The sequence below is a fragment of the Luteibaculum oceani genome (assembly GCF_007995015.1).
Lineage (GTDB): Bacteria > Bacteroidota > Bacteroidia > Flavobacteriales_D > Luteibaculaceae > Luteibaculum > Luteibaculum oceani.
On record NZ_VORB01000007.1, the window covers coordinates 158,120 to 181,792 of the forward strand.

Here is a 23,673-nt window from a genome sequence, read left to right on the forward strand (position 1 = left end):
ATAGTTATTTTTGTCGCATGAAATATTTCTTGGTTCTCCTGCTTTCCTTTTTTAGTTACTTAAATATTGTTTCTGCCCAACAGCAAATAGACTGGAAAATCTTATCGGATGTTACTTTCGAGGAAAGATACTCAGATGAATTAGCCTCTTACATTATGATTCCCACTTTTGGTGAAAAGGTTAAGCAACTGGAGGGTAAGCTGGTTAAGATAAAGGGCTATGTTATTCCACTGGATGTTAAAATGAATCAGTACGTACTTTCAGCTAATCCATTTGCATCCTGTTTTTTCTGCGGAAATGCAGGCCCCGAAACAGTTATGGATATAGTTTTTAAGGCACAAGAAAATCTTAGAACAGATCAATACATGGAAATTGAGGGTGTTCTAGAGTTAAATAAAAATGATGTCTATAGGCTTAATTACATCCTCATGGAGGCCGTGATTAATAACTAAAGATCGTGCTGTTTTCTCCACCATTTAGCATAATCCAATGCTAGGTAGGAAATAATTATGTCTGCACCTGCACGGTGTAATCCATTTAGCGTTTCTGGCATAGCTGTATTAAAATCCAACCAGCCATTTTTACAAGCAGCTAGCAACATGGCACATTCTCCACTTACGTGGTATGCCACTATGGGAAGGATGGAATTCTGTTTCAGATCCGAAATAATATCCATGTAATGAAGGGCTGGTTTAACCATTAAGTAATCTGCACCTTCAACTTCATCAAGCTGCAATTCTCTTTGCGCTTCGATGCGGTTGGCTGGATCCATCTGATATGTTTTTTTGTCCCCTGCTTTTGGAGCTGAGTCCAGGGCGTCTCTGAAAGGACCGTAAAATGCACTAGCATATTTGGCACAATAGCTCATGATGCCAGTGTTTACAAACCCTTTTTCTTCAAGTGCATCCCTAATGGCCGCGATTCTTCCATCCATCATATCAGATGGGCCGAGAATATCGAATCCCGCCTCTGCTTGGGCAACGGCCATTTTAGATAAAACTTCTAAAGTTTGGTCATTTAAAATTTCACCATCGCGTACAATACCGTCGTGTCCATCGCTACTGTACGGATCCAATGCAACATCGGAGATAAATACGGCCTTTGGGAATTGATTTTTTAACGTTCGTATTGCCTTTAAGTAAAAGTTATCTGGATGATACGAATAGGTTCCCGTGCTATCTTTTAAAGCATCTTGGACCGCAGGAAATAGAATAAAACTGCTGATACCGTTTCTTAGAGCTTCCTCAATAAAGCTAGTTGCATTTTCTACACTGTAGCGAAATACTCCGGGTAGGCTCTTAATCTCAGTTTTTATTCCTGCTCCATCCTCTAGAAAAATTGGTAAGACAAGCTTATTTGGGTGTAAAAAGGTTTCACTTATTAAGGCTCTAACTCCTTGGCTTGCTCTATTTCTTCGTGGTCTGATATACTTATACATTATCTTTCTTTTTAGGAACAGGATCGTACCCACTTTGCCCCCAAGGGTGACATTTTGATATGCGCTTTAATCCCAAAAACCAACCTTTTATTGGACCGTGCACTTCAATAGCCTCGATAGTATATTGGCTGCAAGTAGGCGTAAAACGGCAATTGGCCGGAAATAGCGGAGATATAATCCACTGATAAATTTTTACAGGTGTTTTAAATATGGATCTAATAATTCTCACTAAAGCGCATTAAAAACCATTTTGTACCCAGGTTTAATTTGGTGCTTATCCCAAAAACCAGCTTTGGTTTCAAGTACGTATTTCGAGGGCTTTTCGGATGGCAAGCTTTTCATGGAATATGGTTCGGTGTACGTTTGAGCACTTCCAATTATACCTTTACTATCGGCAAATATCATATCCAAGGATAAGTAACAGTTCTTCATCCAGAAACTTTGTATCTGCTCGGTTGGCATTATGAACAACATGCCCTCTAGGTCGCCCATTTCCCTTCTAAACATCATTCCTCTTGCTATTTCATATTGATCCGTTGCAAGTTCAATATCAATGGATACCACAGTGTCATTTTCAGTGCTCAGAATGTGTAATTCACCTTCCTTAGTAAATTCAGTGGCTTTTTCGACCTGGGATTTGGGCTTTTTAATCGAGCCTTTTCTAGAAGAAGTTGAATTGAATATTGAGGAAAAAACAAAGGCCAGAAGAGCTAGGATAAGTAAAACAATTACGGCGCCCTTTACACCTCTAATTTTGCTTAACATTTTCTGTGGTATTTAATGGTTTAGCTAATAGTATAAATGCAACCCCAGCCAGAACTAGAGGAATGCTTAATAATTGCCCCATATTAAGAGGGAGCTCACTTTCGAATGCGACCTGGTTTTCCTTAAAAAATTCGATTACAAAACGTGCAAAGAATACCGCAGCTAGGAATACTCCAAATAATCTGCCGGCATAATTCCCCCAGTTTAATTTGTAGTACAAATGCCTAAGAAGTATGAAAATAAAGAGGTAACAAACGGCCTCATATAATTGTGCGGGATGTCTGGCAACACCATCGATTCGTTTAAAAATGAATCCGAAATCAGAACCTGTGGGTTTACCTATAATCTCCGAGTTCATTAGGTTACCTAGTCTTACAAATGTAGCTCCAATGGCCATGGTTACCACCACTCGGTCTAAAATATACAGGGGTGTTAGCTTGGTCACTTTTTTCGAAAAGTAAATAAGTGCTAGAATGTTTCCTATTGCTGCACCGTGGCTGGCCAAACCACCCTTCCATATCATAGGGATTTCAATAAGGTGGTTTTGATAGTATCCCCAATCGTAAAAAAACACGTGCCCCAGTCTTGCCCCAAGAATGGTCCCAATCATAACATAGATAAGCGCTTTATCGGTCCACTCCTCGGGTTTATTTTCGTGTTTAAAGATTCGCTTTAAAACTTCATATCCCACTAAAAATGCAGAAGCAAAAAGTAAGCCGTACCATCTTATGGGTAGGGTATCTGGGAAAATCTCTGGATGTACGTTCCAGGTAATTGCACCTATCATTAATCAGCTTTTTTTTCTTCGCAATTAGGGTTGTTACAAACACCGTAGAACTGCAGCGTATGATGTTTTATATCAAAGTCGTAAGCTTCTTCTACCATTTTTTTAATGTTCTGTATCCTAGGGTCACAGAACTCTAGAACCTTGTTACATTTTTGGCAGATTAGGTGGTCGTGTTGTTTAAACCCGTAACATTTTTCGAATTGGGCCATATTCTGACCGAATTGATGTTTGGTAACCAATCCACACTCTACTAATAGATCTAAGGTGTTGTATACGGTTGCTCTACTTACACGATAATTTTTGTTTTTCATTATCACGTAAAGCTTTTCAACATCAAAGTGCCCCACTGCATTGTAGATCACTTCTAAAATGGCATAACGCTCTGGGGTTTTTCGAAGATTCTTTTGCTGCATGTAGGCAGTAAAGATCTCCCTTGCCTCTTCGTAAACTTTATTATTCGCTGATGCTGAATCTATATTTGGCATATTACTATTGCTGGAGCAACCGAAATTAATGTTTATTAAAATTGCTTGGTACTTATCCGTTTTTATCTTTTTTCCAAGCTTGGTAGGCTGGTATAAAGTTCGATTGCCTTCCCTTTTTAAATACCTGCATTCCGAAGTATTTACCACTTTTAAAAGCCTTTTGTTCTTCGGCGGGTAGTTGGATGAACTCCTGGCACTCCTCAGAACAACAACCGTTGTTTTTGGATTTGCACTCGTCGCATTGGATAAAAAGTAAGTGGCAAGCGTCGTTTACACAATTGCTATGCTTGGGCCAGGGCTTTCCACATTGGTGGCACTCGCTAATTACCTCGTCAGAAATTTGTTCCGCAAGTCTATCATCGAATACAAAATTGGCGCCTACAAACTTGTTTTCGAGGTTTTGATTTTTCACCTGTCTAGCGTATTCGATAATACCACCTTCCAGTTGATAAACGTTTTTGAATCCTTTGTGCTTGTAATAGGCTGATGCCTTTTCGCAACGTATTCCACCCGTACAATACATTACGATATTCTTGTCTTTCTGGTCCTCCAGTTCCTTTTCAACCACATTTAGCGCATCCCTAAAGGTGTCTACATCTGGGGTAATAGCGTTTTTAAAATGCCCAATTTCGCTTTCGTAGTGGTTTCGCATGTCTACCACTATGGTGTTTGGATCGTCGGTTAGCTCATTAAATTTTTGGGCGTTAACGTGAATTCCTTTTTTTGTTACATCAAAGGTTTCATCGTCTAGTCCATCGGCAACGATTTTGGCTCTTACTTTTATCTTGAGTTTCAGAAAGCTGTATGGATCGTGCTCAACGGCCAAATTCATTCTTAAGTTTCTTAAAAAATCTACCTCTTCGATTCTATCTATAAAGCCTTGGTAGTTTTCTTTTGGAACTGAAATTTGTGCATTGATACCTTCATGGGCAACGTATATTCGACCTAAAACGCCAACCTCGGAGAGCTTAATAAATAGGTAGTCTCTAAACAGCTCTGGGTTTTCAATTTTTGCGTATTGATAAAAGGAAAGGGTAAAGCGGTCTTCCTTTCTACTTTCCAGTTCCTTGCGGAGCGTTTCTTTATCGTAGAGATTATAAAGAATCTCCTTGTTCTTTCTTCCTCTCATTTTTAGTTTCCTTTAAACGCAACACCTGGTTTTTTGGTGTAAATATTGTTGGACCTGTCCACATCAGCAGTACCCTGGAATGGATCGATCTCTATAATTTTAATGTCTTCTGGATTATGTTTAACCGTGAACTGGTATTCTGGATGTGTCCAAGGCCAAGGGTTCAGACTTTGGTCTATGCTATTAAGGATTTGAGCTTCGGGGTGCATAAATTTTCTCTTCACTCCCTTACCGGAGAAAAGGTGGTAATTGCTAATATGATAGAATAATTCCTTTCCTGAATTTAAGGTGATTTTCACATCGATGGGCATGGCCATTTCACCAACCTTTTCTAGTGTTATTAGAGATCCACCAGTTTGCTTTTCAACATTCTTTACCCCATAATCGATGGTGTTGTTGGTATATACCCAAGACTCCAAATACCAGTCTAAATTAACTCCAGATTTTTTCTCCATTACGCGGATAAAATCTTTATCCGTTGGGTGTTTAAATTTCCATTGGTTGTAATAGCTTCTCATGGCTGGGAAGAATACTTCATCACCCAACATGTAATTTAGTTGCCATAAAAATATAGATCCTTTACTGTAGCTTGATACTCCATATGCAAAATTGGTATGGAAGAAATCGGCGTGCGTACTAAGCGGTTCTTGTTTTCCACTTTCTACTAACCTAACATACCCGCCAATAGATCTTGTGTGTGGATTAAATGTTTTGCGCTCTAAAAGCTGGTCCATAACTATTCCCGAAGCGAATGTGGTAAAGCCTTCATCCATCCATGGATATAAGCTTTCATTGGTGCCCAATATCATTTGATACCATGAATGAATTACTTCGTGAACGATTACTCCCAATAGACTATTCTTAGATCTCTCCCCAGTAATTAGGGTAGCTTGAGGATATTCCATTCCACCATCACCACCTTGTAAAATGCTGTATGATTTATAGGGGTATGGCCCAAAGGTGGAATTCATAATCTTAAAAAGTTCTACAGTTTTATCCTGTACCCAAGTCCAGTTTTCTATTAGATCTTCCTCGTTTTCGTAGTAGAAATGAATTTTTAATCCATTGGGACCTTCTTTGGTGTCATGTATGTAATCGAAGTCTCCCGCCCAGGCAAAATCGTGAACATTTTCTGCTTCAAAGTGCCAGGTCGTTGTATTGTTCTTGTTTTCGGTTTTTGCTTTTAACGAACCGGTACCTCCAATCACTAGGTTTTTGTTAGCCGTTATGGAAACATCAAAATCTCCCCAAATTCCATAAAACTCTCTTCCTACATATGGGTTTGGATGCCAGCCGTGTTTGTCATATTCCGCTAGCTTTGGGTACCATTGGGTCATGCTATACGAAATTCCTTCTTTGTTATCTCTACCACTCCTTCTAATTTGAACGGGAACCTGAGAAAGAAATTCCATTTTTAACTGAGCAGTTTTACCTGGTAAAATGGGTTTTGGAAGTAGTACCTGAAGTATGGTTCCTAGGGTTTGGTATTTAGCCGGTTTACCATCAACAAAAAGACTAAGAACTTTTTGGAATCCAATCTCAGTTTCATCCAAATGAGCAATCCTATCGTTTACTCGTGGGTCTGGATCTTCTATGGTTCTGGATCGAACATCCATCATGCTTCCCGGCTGAAAGGCATTAAAGTATAGGTGATAAAAAACCTCGTTTATGGTGTCAGGAGAATTATTGGTGTAGTCGATAACTTGCTCTCCGCTTAATTGGTGGTTTTTCTCGTTTAGCACAACATCCATATCGTATTTTACATGTTGCTGCCAATAACAAGTTTGCCCGCTAACCGCAAGGGATATAAGGCATACAAAAACAAGAGAAAGTAAATTTTTCATAGACTCGGTTTATTGAGTCTGCAAAATTACTGAAAATGAATGGTTTTAGAGGGATTCTGCAAGCCTAAGCGCTTTTCGTGCAAAGTTGTGCCAAGAGTAGTCTACTTTTTCTTTTAAAATGTTCTCTTGAAGTGGAAGTGTGTTGTTGGCATCGAAATGAGAAAGGATGGTTTCTGCAATTTCGTTTTCGTCTTTATTGCAGACGTATCCCGTTTTATTGTGTTTTACTATTTCTGACAATCCCCCAACATCGGTAACTAGTATTGGTTTCTCGAAATGAAGAGCGATTTGTGTTACTCCACTCTGACTCGCAGTGATGTAGGTTTGAGCAATTAAATCTGCCGCTCCAAAATAGATGTTGAGATCTTGGGTCGCCACATATTCGTTTCGAACAATTACATGGTCCTGGATATTAAGACTGTCAATAAGATCACTATACTCCTTTTCATCATCGTAAAACTCACCAACTACAAGTAATTTTAATGCTGGATTATTTTTAACAGCAGTACTAAATGAGTGGAGTAGGAGATGAAGCCCTTTGTATTTCCTTACAATGCCAAAGAATAGGACATATTTGTTGCTGGGGTCTAGCTCCAATTTATTTAAGGCCTGATTGCGATTTAAAATGTTTGGGAGGTTTAAGTTGATAGGATGAGGAATGTTGACCTTCTTTTTTTGAGTAAACTCTTCCAATTCTTTGTAAACCGTTGAAGACATGGTAATAAAACCATCGAAGGGCTTAACGAAGTAATTTGTGAGCATTACATCCCCAAATCTTCTTTCGTGGGGGATGATGTTATCGCAGAATGCCAATTTGGTCGTTTTTTTACCTAAAAACCGAGTAATGGTCGATAGGGAGGGGGCCATGTATGGCAACCAAAATCTCACAATAACCAAGTCAGGGGCTTCCTTTCTGAGTTTTAACCCGGTTCTAATCCAGTTAAAAGGGTTAATGGAATTTATTTCCCTTCTTATTAAGAGATTTTTAGGAGCAGGATCTTCAGAATATTGGGTTTTACCGGGAAAGATAAAGTTTGGATACTGCACACTAAAGGTCCACAATTCCACTTGATGACCTAATTCTTGAAGCGAAATAGCAAAAGATTCATTGGTGTCTGCAATGCCACCCCTGTATGGATAAGCGGGGCCAATAAGAACTATTTTCATTTACTCCTTCCCATGGGTTACCGTTCCTGATCCTACATTTTTGCTGTGAATAGTTGCAGGATTACCAAAATAAGTGATATCTCCTGACCCGGTAATTGAAGTGTTCAGGTCTTCTTTTACTGTAATTTCTACATCACCAGAACCGTTTATTCCAATTTCGGATTTTAGAGTTATTAATTCTTTGGCCATTATATCACCAGAGCCATTGATTTTAATCTCTGCATTTTCTACCTGTCCTCCCATTTTCACATCTCCTGAACCATTGATTTTTAGCTCAAGCGTTCGGGCAATTATGGGTAAGTTAATATCACCAGAACCATTGATTTTTAGTTCAAAATTATCGGTATTAACCGTGTCCGAAAAGGAGATGGTACCTCCGCCATTTATCTTTATTGCATTGAGATCAGTATAATAAATGGTTACCATGGGAGGAGTGTCGTAATCAATACAACTTCTAAAATTCACCTTTAGGAAATCAGACTCTTCCTTTAATTCTAATTCTTTAAATAAGTTTTCGTACGTCTCCACAACCACTTTTACCTCGTTCGATTTTACAAAGTGTATATCTCCAGATATAGAGGTGGAAAAATTAGAAGCTGAAAAACCAACAAATTCCTCCTGAATAATTATACCCTCCCCATCAACACAATTGAAAATATTTAAGCAGGAACTTAAGGTGGTTCCTAAAAGGAGAATAGGAATAATAAAAAAGCGGGTCATAATATTGGATTTTTCGCAAGGTACTATGTTTTAAGCACGTTCGCTTAACTCAAGCCATCGCATGGTTTTTTCATCAATGGTATTGGTGATTTCGGTAAGCTCTTGCCCCCATTTCATGAGCTTTTCGTGGTCGCTTTCGCCTGATTCTAGCTTTTCGGTTAGATCTAGTTTCTTCTGTTCTAATTTTTCAATTTCCTCTTCCAACAAACCAAACTCTCGTTGCTCGTTATAACTTAATTTTTTCTTCTCAACGGAAGGGACTGTATTTATAGATTCCTGCTCCTTTGGTTTATTGGGTTCAACTTGTTCTTTTGTCTCCGACAAGACGTTTTCCTTTTCCCAAATTCTAAACTGACTATAATTTCCAGGAAAGTCCTTAATTTCTCCGGGTTTTAGGTATACGAATAGGTGGTCGACGATCTTGTCGAGGAAAAATCTATCGTGGGTTACAACCACAACACAACCCTTATATTCCAGTAAGAAATCTTCTAGAACTTGCAGGGTTTCAATATCTAAATCGTTTGTGGGCTCATCCAGAATTAAAAAATTGGGATTGGTCATAAGCACCCGCAACAATTGAAGTCGTTTCTTTTCCCCACCAGAAAGGGTTCCGACCAATTGATATTGCTTTTTCGGGCTAAAAAGGAATCGTTCTAACATCTGAGATGCGGTAAGTTTTTTCCCTCCTTCAAGCGGTATGATTTCAGCAATATCCTTAATCGCGTCAATCACCTTAATATCATCTGCAACATCCAGTCCTTTTTGGGTGTAGTATCCAAATTTAACGGTGTCGCCGATTATAACTTTCCCTGAGTCTGGTTTAAGACTACCTGTAATGATGTTGAGCAGGGTGGATTTTCCCATTCCATTTTTCCCAACTAATCCAATTTTTTCACCCCTTTTAAAAAGGTATGAGAATTTATTCAGTATTGGTTTATCACCAAGCGTTTTAGAAATCTTGTGTAATTCAACTGTTTTGGTGCCTAACCTTTCTGATTTAACCTCTAGTGCAACCTGTTCCTTTTTAAGTTTTACGTGCGCTTTCTTTTTTGTTTCAGAAAAAGCATCTACTCTAGATTTAGCCTTGGTTCCACGTGCTTTAGGCATTCTTCGAATCCACTCTAATTCTCGCTTGTATAGATTTTTAGCCTTTTCGGTAGTCGCAATTAATTGATCTTCCTGCTCCTGTTTTTTCTCCAGATAATAACCGTAGTTCCCTTTAAATCTCAGTAGAGATTGGTCTCTTAACTCAATTATTTCATCGCATACTCTATCCAAGAAAAATCTATCGTGAGTAACAAGAAATACGGTAATGTTAGATTGACTTAAATAGCGTTCTAGCCATTCAATCATATTTAAATCCAAATGGTTGGTTGGCTCATCTAACATTAATAAATCTGGTTCCGAAACCAGAGTTTTAGCCAGAGATAAACGCTTTAATTGCCCGCCACTTAGTTTACCGCACTTTCGGTCAAAAATGGGAGAAAGACCTAAGTTGTCGGCAATGGCAATAGCTCTTGCTTCTGCATCCCAGGCATTTAATTCATCGACTTTTTGACTTAACTCTTCAATCCTAGCGTTGTCTTCTTTTAACACGGCTAGTTGATATTCTTCCAGAGCTTCTAGTCCGGGATGATTTCCGCTGAGCAGTGCGGCTTTTACGGTTATGTTTGGATCAAATAATTCGTCCTGATCCAAAAAAGCCACTCTAGTTTCTTTTCTAAAAACTACAGAACCCTCATCAGCTGGTTCTCTTTTCATTAGGATTTTGAATAGGGTGGATTTACCACTTCCATTTCTAGCTACCAAAGCAATCTTCTGCCCTTGGTCTATTCCAAATGAAATGTCTTTAAACAAGCAAAGCTCACCATAAAACTTGGTGAGATTTTCCACGGATAATAAATTCATGATGGTGTTAGGCTAGCCTTTTAGCATGGAGGCTATTTTTAAAATCATTCCGGTTACTCCGAAAATCACCCCCAAAAATAAGATGTTGTTCCTTACATCTAAGTCTCTTATGCAGAATAAACCGAATGTAATTGCGCCTATCGCCAATAGAAGAAAAACTAGTGAAAGTCGTTTTTTACTCATCATTTAAAAGTACTTGTATATCGGCGATTAATCGTTCTGAATCAATTTTACTCGTCCCATCATAAAAGCCACGCAATTGTCCTTTTTTGTCGACAAGGACAAAATTTTCCGTGTGCACAAAATCAGGTCCTTCGGTACTTGGTTCATCTATAGCTGCAAAATAGCTTCTACGAGCCAAATTGTAGATTTCCTTTCTATCACCAGTTAGGAAAATCCAATTGTCTTTTGCATCGTATTCTTTGGCGTATTGCTTTAATACCGAAGGGCTATCAATTTCCGGGGTAACCGTATGACTTAAAATGACCAATTTTGTTTCATCAACAAAGTGGTCGGAAACCATTTTAAGGTTTGCAGACATTTTGGGGCAAATAGAGGGGCAGGTTGTAAAGAAGAAATCGGCCACAATTATTTTGTCTTGGAAATCCTTTCTACTAACCTGATTACTGTCTTGATCTATTAGGTTAAAGTCAGCAATAGTATGGTTTTGTTGCTGCGCCTGTAATGTGCTGTCTACCAACCTAGGGTTTATATCGGAAGGCTGATAGATTTTAAGGGTGGGGCTTGGTTTCAAAATCTGATAGGCAAAGGTTATACCTCCAGATAATATAAGTAAGAACAATAAAATTTTTATCCCGCCCGAGCTAAGCTTCATTAACTGTAAATTTCTTCAATTAGGTCTTTGTACTTCTCTAGGATTACTTTTCTCTTAAGCTTAAGAGTAGGTGTTAATTCTCCTCCGTCAATACTAAATTCTTTGGCCAGCAATTTTACCTTTTTTACGCGTTCCCAACGGCCAAACTGTTCATTATATTTTTCTACCTCTTCCCAAATTCTATCCTTAACCTCCTTCATTTGGATTAATTCCTCATTGGAGCCAGGGATATTGATGCTTTTTTCTTTGCACCAAGACTTAACAAACTCAAAATCTGGAATCACTAAAGCTGCTGGGAATTTTTGATTTTCACCTATCACAGCAACGTTTTCTATAAAGCGACTTTCCTTGAATTTGTTCTCAATAAGTTGAGGTGCTACATATTTTCCACCTGAGGTTTTAAATATTTCTTTTTTACGGTCTGTAATTTTCAGGAATTTGCCCTCAACCATTTCGCCAATGTCACCAGTATGGAACCATCCTTCGGCATCAATTACCTCAGCGGTTTTTTCGGGTAGTTTGTAATAACCCTGCATTACGTTAGGTCCCTTAACACAAATTTCACCGTCCTCAGCAATTTTAACTTCAACACCTGGGATGGTTTTACCCACGGTTCCAAATCGAACGTTTTCTCCTTCCCACATTCCAACTGCAATAACTGGGGAGGTTTCTGTTAAACCATATCCTTCTACCACTGGGATTCCAGCTGCATTAAAAACCCGGGCAAGTCTTGGTTGCAAGGCCGCACTTCCTGAAGCTATTATCCCAACATTGCCACCTAATGCTTCCTGCCATTTGCTGAAGATGATTTTTCGGGCAATGTTCAATTTGAATTTATACAAACCAGTTGTTCTGCTTGGGATGTCATATTTCAGACCTAAATCCAGAGCCCAGAAAAACAAGGCTTTTTTAATTCCTGTAAGATCTTGTCCTTTGGCAACAATTTTATCATAAACCTTCTCTAGAAGACGTGGTACTGTCGTAAAAACATGTGGTTTTACTTCTTTAAGGTTGTCGCCAATGGTGTCCATAGATTCCGCGTACCAAATTTCGGTACACATTAGCATGTATAGGTAGCATACCATACGCTCAAAAACGTGGCAAATTGGTAGAAAGCTAAGCGCTTTGGAACCCCTGCTTAGTGGGAATCTTTCGTCACTGGCTTTTGCATTGGAAACCAAATTTTTGTGAGATAGCATTACCCCTTTTGGTCTTCCGGTAGTTCCGGAGGTATAAATTAAGGTAGCTAAATCATCTTCCTTGATGGTTTCTTTAATGGCTTCAACTTCATCTTGGTTTCCATCTTCCCCTACCTTTAATAGTTCCGAAAAATGGGCTGCATCAGTATGGTTAAAGCTGTAAATATGCTCTAAGGAGGCTACTTCACTTTTTACGGAGTTTACCTTTTCTAAAAGTTCATCTGTTTCAACTGCGATTAGTTTGGCTTCGCAGTTATTCATGATGTAGGAAAAGTCTTCTTTAGACGATGTAGGGTAAATTGGAACTACAACAATGCCGACTTGTAGTGCACCTAAATCTAGGAAATTCCACTCCGGACGGTTTTGGGAAACAATACAAATTTTGTCTCCAGTTTTTAATCCGAGCTTTAATAATCCCTTACTTACAAGGTTGATATTTTCTATAAAATCGTGGGTAGAAAAGGTTTTCCAATTTCCATCTATTTTCCCAGCAAGGGCAGTGCCTAGGGGGTAGTTTTCTAATTGGTATTTTGGAATGTCGAAAAGTCTAGTTACCGTATCGAACATGTGGGTTTGTTATTAAATTGTTATGAACGCATACTAATATATTGCATATTTTTAATCGTCAAATTATTGCGAATCATATCATAGGAAAAACCGATAACAATATGGATTTAACAAAAATTTTAGGAATACAATTTCCCCTCATTATGGCACCAATGTTTTTGGTAAGTAATGAGCAAATGATGTTAGCAGGAATGCAAGAGGGGGTGATGGCGGCTTTTCCGAGTCTAAATTTTAGGAAAGATGGTGAACTTGATGCTGTATTAAAACGCCTGAACGAAAACGCAGTCAACGCTCCAGGATCTTATGGAGTTAATTTAATCGTTCAAAAGTCTAATCCGCTATACGTCAAGCATCTCGATGTGTGTGTTGCGAATAAGGTGCCTTTTTACATTACGAGTTTAGGGAATCCCAAAGAGGTAATTGAAAAGGCCCACGGGTATGGTGGAAGGGTGTTTTGCGATGTTACCAATTTAGCACACGCTCGCAAAGTAGCTGGTTTGGGGTGCGACGGATTTATTGCCGTTGGAGCAGGTGCTGGAGGGCATGCAGGACCCAACGCTCTTCATGTGTTGGTGGAGCGACTGAATAATGAATTTCCCGAAATACCTGTTGTAGCTGCGGGTGGTGTTGCAACGGGCAAATCTATGGCGGGACTAATGGTTTTAGGCGCTGCAGGTGTATCCGTTGGAACCAGGTTTATATCTTCCGATGAGGCCTCGGTTAACGATGCCTACAAATCGGCAATTAACGACTACGATATGGATGACATCGTATTAACTGAGAAAATTTCTGGTACGCCCTGTGCAGTAATCAATACTCCATTTGCCAAGAAGATTGGATATAAGCAAAATTTCTTCGAAAAGTTGCTTAGCAAAAACAGAACCATACGGAAGTATTTTAAAATGCTGGTGCAGTACCGAGGAATGAAGTGGATGGAAAAAAGTGCTAAACCAGGAAATTATCAAACTCTTTGGAGTGCAGGTCAGAGTGTAGGGATGATAAAAGAAACGCTAAGTACCAAGGAGATTATCCAAAATTTTAAAGAACAATACCATTCCGCTATTTCGATCTATTGTAAAAAGGAAGAAATCCCAGGTTAGGTAGTTCCCTATAGTTTCATCAGAAAAGCTTAATACTGCAAACAAAAAAGTCCGTCTAAACCTAGACGGACTTTATACATTAATGGGGGGTATTATTTTTTAAAGACCACTTTTCCTCCAATTATTGTTAGTAGAACTGAAGTGTTTTTTATGGCTTCGGGGTTTGCCTCTAATAAATCGGTATTGAGTAAGACTAAGTCTGCCTTTTTACCAGTTTCCAGACTCCCTACCTCGTCTTCCATATGCATACTTAAGGCTGCCCAAATGGTTATTCCCCTTAGTGCTTGTTCTCTTGTTAAGGCTTCTTCAGCGAGGAATTTCTCGTTTAGCTTTCCACCGATATCTTCCCTGAAAACAGCGGAATAAAAAGTTGCAATGGGATCTATGTCTTCCACGGGAAAATCTGTTCCCAAGGCAATCCATCCAAGTTGCTTGGTAAGGGTTTGGTACGCATAAGATAGGTTTAATCGGTTTGGTCCTAATCGCTCTGCCGCCCATTTTGCATCAGAGGTTGCGTGGGTGGGTTGCACAGACGGCACCACGCCAAGTTTTCCAAATAAATCGAGGTCCGATTCTTGAACAACCTGCACATGCTCAATTCTCCAGCGTTTATCATTATTGGGTTTTAAGAATTTAGAGTACGCATTTAACGTTACGTTTAATGCTCTATCTCCAATACAATGGGTATTTAATTGGAGGCCAAGCGCATCGCATAGTTCTGCAATTTTTTCAAGTGAATCAGGAGAGGTTGTTAAAATTCCAGAGTTCCCTTCGTCATCATGATAATCACCTATTAAAGCTGCACTTCGCGAACCAAGCGATCCATCTGCATATGCCTTAACGGCGTATTGCTTGAAAAAGGGTTCGTCTACAGTTCCTTGAGTTTTGTAATAATGGAAATTTTCCTGGCTTGGTTCAGCCATGGCGTATAAGCGAACCGGTAAATTGCCTTTAGCCGCTAAATCTTGGTAATTTTTTAAAACTTCGAGAGGTAATCCAGCATCGCAAACGGTAGTTAAACCAGCTTCAATGCAATTATTAGCTCCACGATTTATTAGCTTGTCAAAATCTGTAATGTTAAATGGCAGCTTGTCTGCAACAACTTGCACGGCAACCTCTTTCAAAATTCCATTGTTGTAGTCAACATAACCACCTTCAATTGTAGTTTCAGAGTTAAAGTCAGCCAGATCTAGCGCTGCCTTATTTACAATTGCGCTATGTCCATCCACACGTCCTAAAAGGAGGGGGATGTTGGGAACAATAGAGTCAATTCGAGTTCTGCTTGGTAGTTTTTTCGTAGGCCACTCAGATTCATCCCAACCTCGTCCTGTAATAGCTTTGAGAGTTGGATTAGCCTTTTTAAATGCGGCGATCTTAGCTAGCATTTCAGACTCCGATTTAACCCCTTTAAGGTCGAGTTGAATTTGAGTTAAACTGTATCCATACAAATGGGAGTGGGCATCGATAAAACCAGGATACAAAGTTGCTCCCTTTGCATCTATCTGCTTACCAGAAAATTTGTTTAATATTTCTCTTTCAGCTCCCAAGGCTACAATGCTATCACCGCGAATAGCGATGGCCTGGTGAACCGAGTTTTGTTCATCTAGTGAATAAATTTTGGCATTGTGAATGATTAAATCTGCCTTTTCAGATTTAAATCCACATCCTACGGTACATAATACTAAAAGGGTAAAAACTATCTTATTCATATTTATTAAAGGTTGTGCTGTTTGCTTGTTGAGATGGCATAACTACAAGGTCGTTTATGCAGACATGGTTGGGGGTGTTAATTACAAAGTAAATGCAGTTTGCAACATCTTCAGCTTGAAGTGGGTTAAAGCCCTTATATACCGTTTTAGCCTTATCGGAATCTCCTTTAAATCGCACCAATGAAAACTCGGTTTCAGCAGCTCCGGGGGCAACTTGGGATACGCGAATTTGATCTTTTAAAAAATCCTGCCTCATAGCTTTTGTAATGGCGTCTACCGCATGCTTACTGGCGCAATAAACATTTCCCCCTGGATACACCTCTTTTCCAGCAATAGATCCCACATTAACTATATGGCCGTTTCCTGATTTATTTAAAAAGGGATAAAGGTGTTTGGTTACGTATAGAATTCCCTTAAGGTTGGTGTCAATCATCTGGTCCCAATCGCTTATTTCACCTTCTGCCAGATTTCCTTTGCCAAGTGCAAGTCCCGCGTTGTTGATCAGAATATCTATATTCTTCCATGCATCGGGAAGATTAGAAAATGCTTTTTTTACTAGGTCTTCATTTTGTACATCGAAACAAAGAGTAAAAACTTCGCAGGAGTCTGCTAATTCTTTAGCCAGTTTTTCAAGTCTCTCCTGCCGTCTACCGCAAATAATGAGTCGATTTGCGCCTTTTGAAGCTATTTTTGCCAAAGCAAGTCCGAAGCCAGAAGTGGCACCAGTGATTAAAATGGTTCGTTTCCTCATAAAAATGATTTCGACCGAAGTTTAACAAGAAATCGGCAAACAGATAGTTAATTAGTAATATTGCCAAATCTTTCAAGGAGCAAAAAGATTTTTTTCATGCAAAAAGCACAAGAAAGCCTTGCTACACTAGAGCAGGCTAAGCAATTAGGTCTATTAGAAGAGGAGTTTACCCAAATCAAAGAGATTTTAGGTAGAACCCCGAATTTTACTGAAATGAGTGTCTACAGTGTAATGTGGAGTGAGCACTGTTCTTATAAAAACTCAATTAAATGGCTTAAAACTCTACCTAAAGATGGTGAGCGTATGTTGGTTAAAGCCGGTGAAGAAAACGCCGGATTGGTTGACATAGGAGATGGACTTGCCTGTGCTTTTAAAATTGAATCGCATAATCACCCTTCAGCAATTGAGCCTTATCAAGGAGCAGCTACTGGAGTAGGTGGGATTAATAGAGATATTTTTACAATGGGGGCAAGACCCATTGCTCAATTAAACTCTTTGAGATTCGGAAATCCGAAACTTGATAGAACCAAGTGGTTGGTAAAGGGAGTGTCAAAAGGAATTGGTGATTACGGAAATTCATTTGGAATCCCTACCGTTGGTGGTGAGGTGATGTTCGATGAGAGTTTTAACACTAATCCGCTCGTAAATGCTTTTTCTGCAGGAATAGTAAAGGTAGGGAAAACCATTTCTGCGAAATCAACAGGTGTTGGAAACCCTGTATATATAGTTGGATCTTCTACTGGTAAAGACGGGATCCACGGTGCTGCATTTGCTTCAAAGGATATTACGGATGATTCCGCCAATGATTTACCATCGGTTCAGGTTGGGGATCCTTTCCAAGAAAAACTACTTTTAGAGGCTACCATGGAATTGGCAGAAACTAATGCAGTTGTTGGTATGCAAGATATGGGGGCGGCAGGAATTACCTGTTCTACTTGTGAAATGTCTGCAGCTGGCGGTCATGGAATGAAAATTCACTTGGATAAAGTTCCAACTCGTCAGGAAGGAATGCTGCCATTCGAAATTTTACTTTCTGAAAGCCAAGAGCGTATGCTAGTGGTTGTGAAGAAGGGACAAGAATCTGTGATAGAAGGTATTTTCCAGAAATGGGATTTAAATGCAGTAAATATTGGTGAAGTAACTGAAGGACCAAATGTTACCTTCTTGGTTAATGGAGAAGTTGTTGCAGATGTTCCAGCCGAAAGCCTTGTACTAGGTGGAGGTGCTCCTGTTTATGAAAGAGAGTATAAAGAACCTGCGTATTATGAGGAGTACAAAAAGTTCGATATAAATTCAGTAAAGGATTTCGAAATAGGGGAATTGGCAACAATCACGAAACAAATGGTGGCTTTGCCGAACATTTCTTCTAAAAGATTTATTTACGATCAATACGATAGAATGGTAGGAACTGCTACCATGAATTCAGGTATTTCTTCTGATGCAGGGGTGGTAGCGATAAAAGGAACCAATAAGGCTCTTGCTATGACAGTTGATTGTAATTCGCGCATGGTACATGCTAATCCTGAAGAGGGCTGTGCCATGGCAGTTGCAGAGGCAGCAAGAAACCTAGTTTGTTCAGGTGCAGAGCCATTGGCAGTAACCAATTGCCTGAATTTTGGAAATCCGTACAACCCAGAATCTTACTGGCAATTTGTTGGTGCGATTAAGGGAATGACTAAAGCCTGTGAAAGATTCAAAACTCCGGTAACGGGTGGAAACGTGAGTTTCTATAACCAAACCGTAACCGATGCTGGAGAGCAGCCGGTACATCCTACTCCAAGTATTGGGATGATAGGTTTATTGGAGAATAGAGAGTACTTTACTCCAGCGGAGTTTGGTGTGAAAGGAGATTTAATTTTCCTTGTTGGACATAGCAAAGACGATATTTCCTGCTCGGAATATTTATATAACCTGAAAGGAGTTAAGAAATCAACAACTCCTGCCTTTGATTTGGAAGAGGAGTATAGACTTCAGTCCGCTATCAAGGATGTAATCCGTGAAAAACTAATTTCTGCAGCTCATGATGTTTCAAATGGTGGTTTAATGGTTAGCCTCTTAGAAATGGCTATGCCAAAAGAACTAGGATTTGATATCGAGAGTGATCTAGAATTTAGAATGGACTCGTATTTCTTTGGGGAAGCGCCATCTAGAGTGGTTGTTTCTGTACCAGAGGCAATTCATGATGAGTTTATTGAGTTTATGAACCTTAGACCTGAAGTTCCATATACTTTACTTGGACATGTTACCAAGGGTAGAATTTCTGTAGATGGAAAGCCAATGGGAGACATTAAAGACTACAAAAAGATTTATCAAAACTCATTGTCTGAGATACTAGAGAACTAGTATTCCCGATATTTTTGGTCATTAGTCTGATTTTCAACATTGTTGACCAAAAAAATGAAATATTAGACCTGCTCCGCTTATATTTGGTATAGTGGAGCAGGTTTTTGATTTTTTTGCCGGTTTATTTAGTACACATCTTTGGCCGCCAAGATGGCAGTGTGGTACGTGGACAGATTTCCATGGATGGCTTTATATCGGTTCAGATGTAGCGATCTGGGGGGCGTATTTTGCTATCCCTTTGTTACTGGTAAATATTGTTTCTAAAAAGAAAGTACCCTTTCTCCCCGTTTTTTGGTTAGCTGCAGGTTTCATTTTATTCTGTGGTTTCACACACCTAGTGGATGCCTTAATTTTTTACTTCCCCATATATCGGTTTGCTGCATTATTGCGATTTGGAACGGCTCTTATTTCATGGGTAACCGTATATGTGCTTTACCGGAATTTACCAAGAGTTTTTTCTTTGAGAACACCTGAGGAGTTAGAGGAGGAAGTACAGCAGCGTAAAAAAGCAGAGCAAGTTTTAGCCGTTCGGAATGCGGAATTAGAGCAATCTAATAGAGAGCTGGATAGTTTTGTTTATTCAGCCTCACATGATATTAGAGCCCCATTAACCTCAATAAGTGGCGCTTTGCAATTTGCCAAAGAAAGCACCGATGATCCAAAGTTAGGGGAGATATTTAGGTTAATGGAGTCTAATATTAATAACCTAGACGGAATAATATACGACATGGCATGTTTCTCTGGTAATAAGCGTGAGAATATTGCCAAGGAAATGGTTGAGCCAAACTTTGTGTTTAATCGGGCTATAGAAAATCTGCCTTCCAAAAAGCAAGTTGAACAGGTAGATCTTTCATTTAAGGATGAGATTAATGACAAAATGCTTATTGATGTCGTAAGGGTTACCCAGATTTTGAGGATTATGATTGATAACGCTATCAATTATAGAGATCCTGAGAAAGAAAAAGCCACGGTAACTGCAACATTTCGTGAGAAAGCAGGTAAATATATATTAGAGGTAGAAGATAATGGAATTGGAATTTCATCCGAACACGGACAAAAAATATTCCAAATGTTTTACCGAGGAAATAATAAAAGTACAGGCTCAGGATTGGGACTGTATTTGTTAAGTGAAATTGTAAAGAAGTTAGGTGGTACGGTTGCCTTTAAGTCAATCCCTTCCATGGGTAGCACCTTTTCTGTAGAAATACCCAAATAATATGGAATCATTTGATTTTGTCTTAATTGACGACAACAACTTGGATAACCTTATCCATGAAACTTTAGTAAGAAACTCAGGTGTTGGAGGCTCCGTGTTGGTCTTTAACTCGGCCAATAGTGCTTTAAACTATTTCCAGAATATACCGGTTCACTCTAGTAAGGTTATCTTATTAGATCAGCATATGCCCGATATGGAGGGGACAGACTTTATGCAAAAATTGAAAGACGTGCTTAAGGATTCCTTTGGTCTATACACTATAATATTGTTGTCGGGTGACAACAAAATGGTAAAGTTAAAGAATGAGTTACCATACTTAAGAGATGTTTGGAGTAAGCCGCTTAAAATCTCCAAATTAGAATCACTTTCAGCGGAACCTTAGAAAGAGTAAAAACCACCTACACCATAATAAGGATTGGGGTAGGGAGAATACACGTCTTCGATTAGGTCTATAAGTAGACTTCCTGTAAAGGTGAACCTTCCTCCTGTTTCAAAAAAGAATTGCCCCCCAACAAACCAAACGGGTATTGTTCTGTTTACTCGTTCTCCACCAATATTGCTAGAATAGAAGAGTTGCTGATATTCCGTATAAGCGGCAATGTTCCTGTGGAACTTGTACCTTCCAAAGGCTGACGCCCCATAAATGCTTGTGGTAAACTCAAATTCAGGAAACCTTCTATCACTGTAGTACTGATATATTACCCCAGGGCCGAACATTAATTTTTCTGAGTAGTTGTAGCCCAGTTTAGGGGAGATGTTTAAAAGGAAAATTTTATCGAAAAATTGAATTGAGAAATCGCCTCCTAAAGAAAATTTACTGCCTGGAGAATTCACGGGGGAAACATATTGAGCTTCACTTTTAACGCTACAGGTAAAAAACAGAATTGCGGTTATTGCAAACAAGATAAAGGCTCTAAACATATTACTTTTATATTCGTACCTAAAAGTAAAGGTAATTTAATTCCATAGTAACAATGGATAGAGGATTTGAAAAGAACGAGGTGTTAGAAAAATTACCTTCCCACCTATTGGATTTTGTAATTGACCAGCCGTACAATGGCTATACCAGTCAAGACCATGCCGTATGGCGTTATGTTATGCGTCAAAACGTAAACTACCTGGGGAAGGTAGCGCACCATTCATACTTAGAAGGATTAAAGAAAACGGGAATTTCTATAGATACCATTCCTCATATGTACGGTATGAACCGTATTTTAAAAGAAATTGGATGGGCCGCTGTTGCGGTGGATGGATTTATTCCTCCGCAAGCATTTATGGAATTTCAGGCTTATAAGGTGTTGGTAATTGCTGCTGATATCAGAAATATAAACCACATTCAATATACTCCGGCACCAGATATTATCCACGAGGCTGCCGGTCACGCTCCAATTATTGCAGATCCAGAGTATGCTTTGTATTTAAAGCGCTTTGGTGAGATAGGTTCCAAAGCATTTTCTTCTAAGAAAGATTTTGAGTTGTATGAAGCTATCAGACATTTATCTATAATTAAGGAAAATCCAGATACCAAAGAATCCGAAGTTGTGGAGGCAGAAAAGCACATTGAGTGGCTTCAAGCCAACATGGGTGAACCATCAGAAATGTCTCGCATAAGGAATCTACACTGGTGGACGGTGGAATACGGTCTCATAGGTAGTGTCGATGATTATAAGTTGTATGGAGCTGGGTTGCTATCTTCTATTGGCGAAAGCGCCAACTGTATGAGAGAAGAGGTGAAAAAAATTCCTTACTCTATTGCAGCGGCGGATTATAGTTTTGATATCACTACTGAGCAGCCTCAGTTGTTTGTTACTTCTTCTTTCCAGCAATTGAATGAAGTGCTCGACGAGTTTGCTAGTCAAATGGCTTTGAATAAAGGTGGAGAATATGCATTAAGAACAGCTATTGGTTCTGGAGCGGTTGCAAGCCTTAAATTTGGTGATCTTCAACTGTCGGGTATTATAGAAGAAGGGGAATTAAACGAACAATTCACTTGGTTAAGGTTCGGTGATCGTTTGGGGATTTTCCGTGATAGCGGTTGTCTATATCTCGATGAAGAATCGGAGATGGATTCTGTTGAGGTCTGGATCGGTAAGGATGCAAAGAATATTAAAGGGAGTGCTGACGCTAAATATGGTTTCTCTCTACTTGAATTAATACCTGAGGAAATTGATGGTCCCGTGGTTATAAACCATGAAGATCTTGGTAGACATGTTTTTATCATAGGAGACCCTGAACTTAGCGGGGCGTATGCAGGGCCTGCTGATCCTAAAGCTTGGAATTTAAGTTTTGAGCCACCGAAGGAGAAAACCCTAAAAATAAACCATTCAGAAAACGCCAAGCGTCTTCATACCTATTATAATGAGGTAAGAAACATTCGTAATCAAGATGGCGAAGTTTCAAGGTTGATGGAGATATTCGAAATCCTAAAGAAGGATTATCCTAAGGATTGGTTATTACCATTAGAGATCTATGAGATTTTAAGCAAATGGGAATTGTATCCTGAGTATCAAACCCAAATCAGAGCGTGTCTGGAAGAGTTAAAGGGTAACAGTAAGGAGTATAAGAAGCTAATTACAGACGGAATAAATTTAATTGAGAAGGATTTTAATTTAATACACCAATAAAGAAGTATGTATATAGTATTGGGGGCATCGCGTGGTATAGGCTATGCTCTAGTAAAAGAATTATTAAGAAAAGGGCAAAGTGTTTTTGCCCTTTCTCGTTCTCTAGAGCCGCTAAATGCTCTAAATGAGGGAGGTGGTAAACTATTGTTGAAGGCTCTAGATGTGTCCAGGGAAGATTCGGTCGAAGAATTCTTTGAGGAAATCGGAAAAGAGGAGCTTCTTAAGGTGAGAGGTATTATCTATTGTGCTGGCTTATTGGTAAACAAATCTTTTACAGAGTTAACTTTAGCCGATTGGACCAAAGTGTACGCAACAAATGTTTTTGGCCCGGCTTCATTTTGTAAGCAATTTATAATTCGGTCTGGTGTAAGAGAAAGGGTAAATCATTTATTTATTGGTTCCATGGGAGGATTTCAGGGGGCATCAAAGTTCCCTGGGTTGAGTGCATATAGTAGTAGTAAGGCGGCTATTGCTTGTATGTCAGATTGTTTAGCGGAGGAGTATAAAGAGGGGGGACATACGTTTAATACCCTTTCCATAGGTGCGGTACAAACAGAAATGTTAGAGCAGGCCTTTCCGGGGTATGAGGCTCCGGTATCGCCAGAAGAAATGGCAGAGTTTATCGCTGATTTAGTTTGTCGACAAAAATTACTTATTAATGGGAAGAATATCCCTGTTAGTCTAAGTACGCCATAAAAGTTGAGGTAGTACTTGTTTTAAAGAAATAAAACGACGTACATTTGCCGCCCCAATCACAAGAAAACGTTCTTTTAAACGGGGAAACAGAAAAAGAAATTTTAAAAATAATTTAATTTTTCTTTGTTGTTTTAAAAAACTTCTTACCTTTGCGCTCCCTTTTACGGGAAACACGCTTGAGAGATTGAGTGTGAGAGTGAAGGGAAGATAAGGAATAGAGAGTTCTTTGAAGTATTGTTTGGACATCGAAAAGTCTAAGATTAAAAAAAGTTTACCTGAGAGTAATAAAACTTAAAGTTTTCACAACGGAGAGTTTGATCCTGGCTCAGGATGAACGCTAGCGGCAGGCCTAACACATGCAAGTCGAACGGTAACAGGGATTGCTTGCAA

At 39.2% G+C, this 23,673-nt stretch carries 22 protein-coding genes and 1 rRNA gene; 8 read left to right on the forward strand and 15 right to left on the reverse strand.

Features of this window, described 5'->3' with window-relative positions:
- The first annotated feature begins 17 nt into the window (after positions 1-17).
- Positions 18-452, forward strand: coding sequence for a DUF3299 domain-containing protein (locus tag FRX97_RS09025; RefSeq protein ID WP_147014885.1), 435 nt, complete (start codon positions 18-20; stop codon positions 450-452).
- On the opposite strand, the gene hemB is transcribed toward FRX97_RS09025, so the two are convergent.
- The 12 genes from hemB to FRX97_RS09085 all read right to left on the reverse strand — a co-directional run bounded on the left by hemB (position 449) and on the right by FRX97_RS09085 (position 12,844).
- The gene (hemB, locus tag FRX97_RS09030) at positions 449-1,438 is read right to left on the reverse strand and encodes a porphobilinogen synthase (protein ID WP_147014886.1); all 990 of its coding nucleotides are present in this window, start codon (positions 1,436-1,438) and stop codon (positions 449-451) included. The two genes, FRX97_RS09025 and hemB, sit on opposite strands and share 4 nt — an antisense overlap.
- The gene (gene yidD, locus FRX97_RS09035; protein ID WP_223266597.1) at positions 1,431-1,667 is read right to left on the reverse strand and encodes a membrane protein insertion efficiency factor YidD; all 237 of its coding nucleotides are present in this window, start codon (positions 1,665-1,667) and stop codon (positions 1,431-1,433) included. Before yidD ends, hemB begins: the two co-directional genes overlap by 8 nt.
- Positions 1,667-2,203 carry a DUF192 domain-containing protein gene (locus tag FRX97_RS09040; protein WP_147014887.1) on the reverse strand — a complete coding sequence of 179 codons (537 nt, stop codon included), beginning with the start codon at positions 2,201-2,203 and terminating at the stop codon, positions 1,667-1,669. Before FRX97_RS09040 ends, yidD begins: the two co-directional genes overlap by 1 nt.
- Positions 2,187-2,990 (reverse strand): prolipoprotein diacylglyceryl transferase, encoded by an 804-nt coding sequence (gene lgt / locus FRX97_RS09045; protein ID WP_147014888.1) that lies wholly within the window; start codon positions 2,988-2,990, stop codon positions 2,187-2,189. The genes FRX97_RS09040 and lgt overlap by 17 nt, the downstream gene beginning before the upstream one ends.
- The gene (locus FRX97_RS09050) at positions 2,990-3,475 is read right to left on the reverse strand and encodes a Fur family transcriptional regulator (RefSeq protein WP_147014889.1); all 486 of its coding nucleotides are present in this window, start codon (positions 3,473-3,475) and stop codon (positions 2,990-2,992) included. Before FRX97_RS09050 ends, lgt begins: the two co-directional genes overlap by 1 nt.
- A 52-nt stretch (positions 3,476-3,527) precedes the next feature.
- Complete coding sequence (gene trhO / locus FRX97_RS09055; protein ID WP_147014890.1) at positions 3,528-4,604, reverse strand: oxygen-dependent tRNA uridine(34) hydroxylase TrhO; 1,077 nt, start codon at positions 4,602-4,604, stop codon at positions 3,528-3,530.
- A gap of 2 nt (positions 4,605-4,606) precedes the next feature.
- A complete protein-coding gene (locus FRX97_RS09060) occupies positions 4,607-6,448 on the reverse strand; it encodes a M1 family metallopeptidase (protein ID WP_147014891.1) in 1,842 nt (613 codons plus the stop codon).
- Positions 6,449-6,493: 45 nt separating this feature from the next.
- A complete protein-coding gene (locus tag FRX97_RS09065; protein WP_147014892.1) occupies positions 6,494-7,615 on the reverse strand; it encodes a glycosyltransferase in 1,122 nt (373 codons plus the stop codon).
- Positions 7,616-8,335, reverse strand: coding sequence for a head GIN domain-containing protein (locus FRX97_RS09070; protein WP_147014893.1), 720 nt, complete (start codon positions 8,333-8,335; stop codon positions 7,616-7,618).
- A gap of 30 nt (positions 8,336-8,365) precedes the next feature.
- Positions 8,366-10,243: an ABC-F family ATP-binding cassette domain-containing protein gene (locus tag FRX97_RS09075; protein ID WP_147014894.1), complete on the reverse strand. Its 1,878-nt coding sequence runs from the start codon at positions 10,241-10,243 to the stop codon at positions 8,366-8,368.
- A gap of 175 nt (positions 10,244-10,418) precedes the next feature.
- Positions 10,419-11,078 (reverse strand): SCO family protein, encoded by a 660-nt coding sequence (locus tag FRX97_RS09080; RefSeq protein WP_147014895.1) that lies wholly within the window; start codon positions 11,076-11,078, stop codon positions 10,419-10,421.
- Positions 11,078-12,844, reverse strand: a complete 1,767-nt coding sequence (locus tag FRX97_RS09085) for an AMP-dependent synthetase/ligase (protein ID WP_147014896.1) — start codon at positions 12,842-12,844, stop codon at positions 11,078-11,080. The genes FRX97_RS09080 and FRX97_RS09085 overlap by 1 nt, the downstream gene beginning before the upstream one ends.
- A 143-nt stretch (positions 12,845-12,987) precedes the next feature.
- On the opposite strand from FRX97_RS09085, the gene FRX97_RS09090 reads away from it, so the two are divergent.
- Positions 12,988-13,944 carry an NAD(P)H-dependent flavin oxidoreductase gene (locus tag FRX97_RS09090; RefSeq protein WP_223266598.1) on the forward strand — a complete coding sequence of 319 codons (957 nt, stop codon included), beginning with the start codon at positions 12,988-12,990 and terminating at the stop codon, positions 13,942-13,944.
- A gap of 92 nt (positions 13,945-14,036) precedes the next feature.
- On the opposite strand, the gene FRX97_RS09095 is transcribed toward FRX97_RS09090, so the two are convergent.
- Positions 14,037-15,653: an amidohydrolase gene (locus FRX97_RS09095; protein ID WP_147014898.1), complete on the reverse strand. Its 1,617-nt coding sequence runs from the start codon at positions 15,651-15,653 to the stop codon at positions 14,037-14,039.
- Positions 15,646-16,404, reverse strand: a complete 759-nt coding sequence (locus FRX97_RS09100; protein WP_147014899.1) for an SDR family NAD(P)-dependent oxidoreductase — start codon at positions 16,402-16,404, stop codon at positions 15,646-15,648. Before FRX97_RS09100 ends, FRX97_RS09095 begins: the two co-directional genes overlap by 8 nt.
- A 96-nt stretch (positions 16,405-16,500) precedes the next feature.
- On the opposite strand from FRX97_RS09100, the gene purL reads away from it, so the two are divergent.
- From purL to FRX97_RS09115, 3 genes are all read left to right on the forward strand, one after another.
- Complete coding sequence (gene purL, locus FRX97_RS09105) at positions 16,501-18,747, forward strand: phosphoribosylformylglycinamidine synthase subunit PurL (RefSeq protein ID WP_147014900.1); 2,247 nt, start codon at positions 16,501-16,503, stop codon at positions 18,745-18,747.
- Between the two features lie 91 nt (positions 18,748-18,838).
- Positions 18,839-19,963: a sensor histidine kinase gene (locus tag FRX97_RS09110; protein WP_147014901.1), complete on the forward strand. Its 1,125-nt coding sequence runs from the start codon at positions 18,839-18,841 to the stop codon at positions 19,961-19,963.
- Between the two features lies 1 nt (position 19,964).
- Positions 19,965-20,345, forward strand: coding sequence for a response regulator (locus tag FRX97_RS09115; protein WP_147014902.1), 381 nt, complete (start codon positions 19,965-19,967; stop codon positions 20,343-20,345).
- Here the strand turns inward: FRX97_RS09115 and FRX97_RS09120 are convergent.
- Complete coding sequence (locus FRX97_RS09120) at positions 20,342-20,884, reverse strand: hypothetical protein (RefSeq protein WP_147014903.1); 543 nt, start codon at positions 20,882-20,884, stop codon at positions 20,342-20,344. The genes FRX97_RS09115 and FRX97_RS09120 overlap by 4 nt on opposite strands.
- A gap of 53 nt (positions 20,885-20,937) precedes the next feature.
- Between FRX97_RS09120 and FRX97_RS09125 the strand changes: the two genes are divergently transcribed.
- The 3 genes from FRX97_RS09125 to FRX97_RS09135 form a co-directional block, all read left to right on the forward strand.
- The gene (locus tag FRX97_RS09125; protein WP_147014904.1) at positions 20,938-22,587 is read left to right on the forward strand and encodes an aromatic amino acid hydroxylase; all 1,650 of its coding nucleotides are present in this window, start codon (positions 20,938-20,940) and stop codon (positions 22,585-22,587) included.
- Between the two features lie 6 nt (positions 22,588-22,593).
- Positions 22,594-23,283: an SDR family NAD(P)-dependent oxidoreductase gene (locus FRX97_RS09130; protein ID WP_147014905.1), complete on the forward strand. Its 690-nt coding sequence runs from the start codon at positions 22,594-22,596 to the stop codon at positions 23,281-23,283.
- Between the two features lie 302 nt (positions 23,284-23,585).
- Positions 23,586-23,673: ribosomal RNA gene (locus FRX97_RS09135) — 16S ribosomal RNA — on the forward strand; the annotation flags it as partial.

Coding starts and splice junctions, on each gene's coding strand:
- FRX97_RS09130 (WP_147014905.1), top strand. CDS start 22,594: ATGTATATAGTATTGGGGGCATCGCGTGGTATAGGCTATGCTCTAGTA.
- lgt (WP_147014888.1), bottom strand. CDS start 2,990: ATGATAGGTGCAATTACCTGGAACGTACATCCAGAGATTTTCCCAGAT.
- FRX97_RS09040 (WP_147014887.1), bottom strand. CDS start 2,203: ATGTTAAGCAAAATTAGAGGTGTAAAGGGCGCCGTAATTGTTTTACTT.
- FRX97_RS09075 (WP_147014894.1), bottom strand. CDS start 10,243: ATGAATTTATTATCCGTGGAAAATCTCACCAAGTTTTATGGTGAGCTT.
- trhO (WP_147014890.1), bottom strand. CDS start 4,604: ATGAGAGGAAGAAAGAACAAGGAGATTCTTTATAATCTCTACGATAAA.
- FRX97_RS09060 (WP_147014891.1), bottom strand. CDS start 6,448: ATGAAAAATTTACTTTCTCTTGTTTTTGTATGCCTTATATCCCTTGCG.
- FRX97_RS09070 (WP_147014893.1), bottom strand. CDS start 8,335: ATGACCCGCTTTTTTATTATTCCTATTCTCCTTTTAGGAACCACCTTA.
- FRX97_RS09085 (WP_147014896.1), bottom strand. CDS start 12,844: ATGTTCGATACGGTAACTAGACTTTTCGACATTCCAAAATACCAATTA.
- FRX97_RS09115 (WP_147014902.1), top strand. CDS start 19,965: ATGGAATCATTTGATTTTGTCTTAATTGACGACAACAACTTGGATAAC.
- purL (WP_147014900.1), top strand. CDS start 16,501: ATGCAAAAAGCACAAGAAAGCCTTGCTACACTAGAGCAGGCTAAGCAA.
- hemB (WP_147014886.1), bottom strand. CDS start 1,438: ATGTATAAGTATATCAGACCACGAAGAAATAGAGCAAGCCAAGGAGTT.
- FRX97_RS09095 (WP_147014898.1), bottom strand. CDS start 15,653: ATGAATAAGATAGTTTTTACCCTTTTAGTATTATGTACCGTAGGATGT.
- FRX97_RS09100 (WP_147014899.1), bottom strand. CDS start 16,404: ATGAGGAAACGAACCATTTTAATCACTGGTGCCACTTCTGGCTTCGGA.
- FRX97_RS09125 (WP_147014904.1), top strand. CDS start 20,938: ATGGATAGAGGATTTGAAAAGAACGAGGTGTTAGAAAAATTACCTTCC.
- FRX97_RS09120 (WP_147014903.1), bottom strand. CDS start 20,884: ATGTTTAGAGCCTTTATCTTGTTTGCAATAACCGCAATTCTGTTTTTT.
- FRX97_RS09050 (WP_147014889.1), bottom strand. CDS start 3,475: ATGCCAAATATAGATTCAGCATCAGCGAATAATAAAGTTTACGAAGAG.
- FRX97_RS09090 (WP_223266598.1), top strand. CDS start 12,988: ATGGCACCAATGTTTTTGGTAAGTAATGAGCAAATGATGTTAGCAGGA.
- FRX97_RS09080 (WP_147014895.1), bottom strand. CDS start 11,078: ATGAAGCTTAGCTCGGGCGGGATAAAAATTTTATTGTTCTTACTTATA.
- FRX97_RS09065 (WP_147014892.1), bottom strand. CDS start 7,615: ATGAAAATAGTTCTTATTGGCCCCGCTTATCCATACAGGGGTGGCATT.
- FRX97_RS09025 (WP_147014885.1), top strand. CDS start 18: ATGAAATATTTCTTGGTTCTCCTGCTTTCCTTTTTTAGTTACTTAAAT.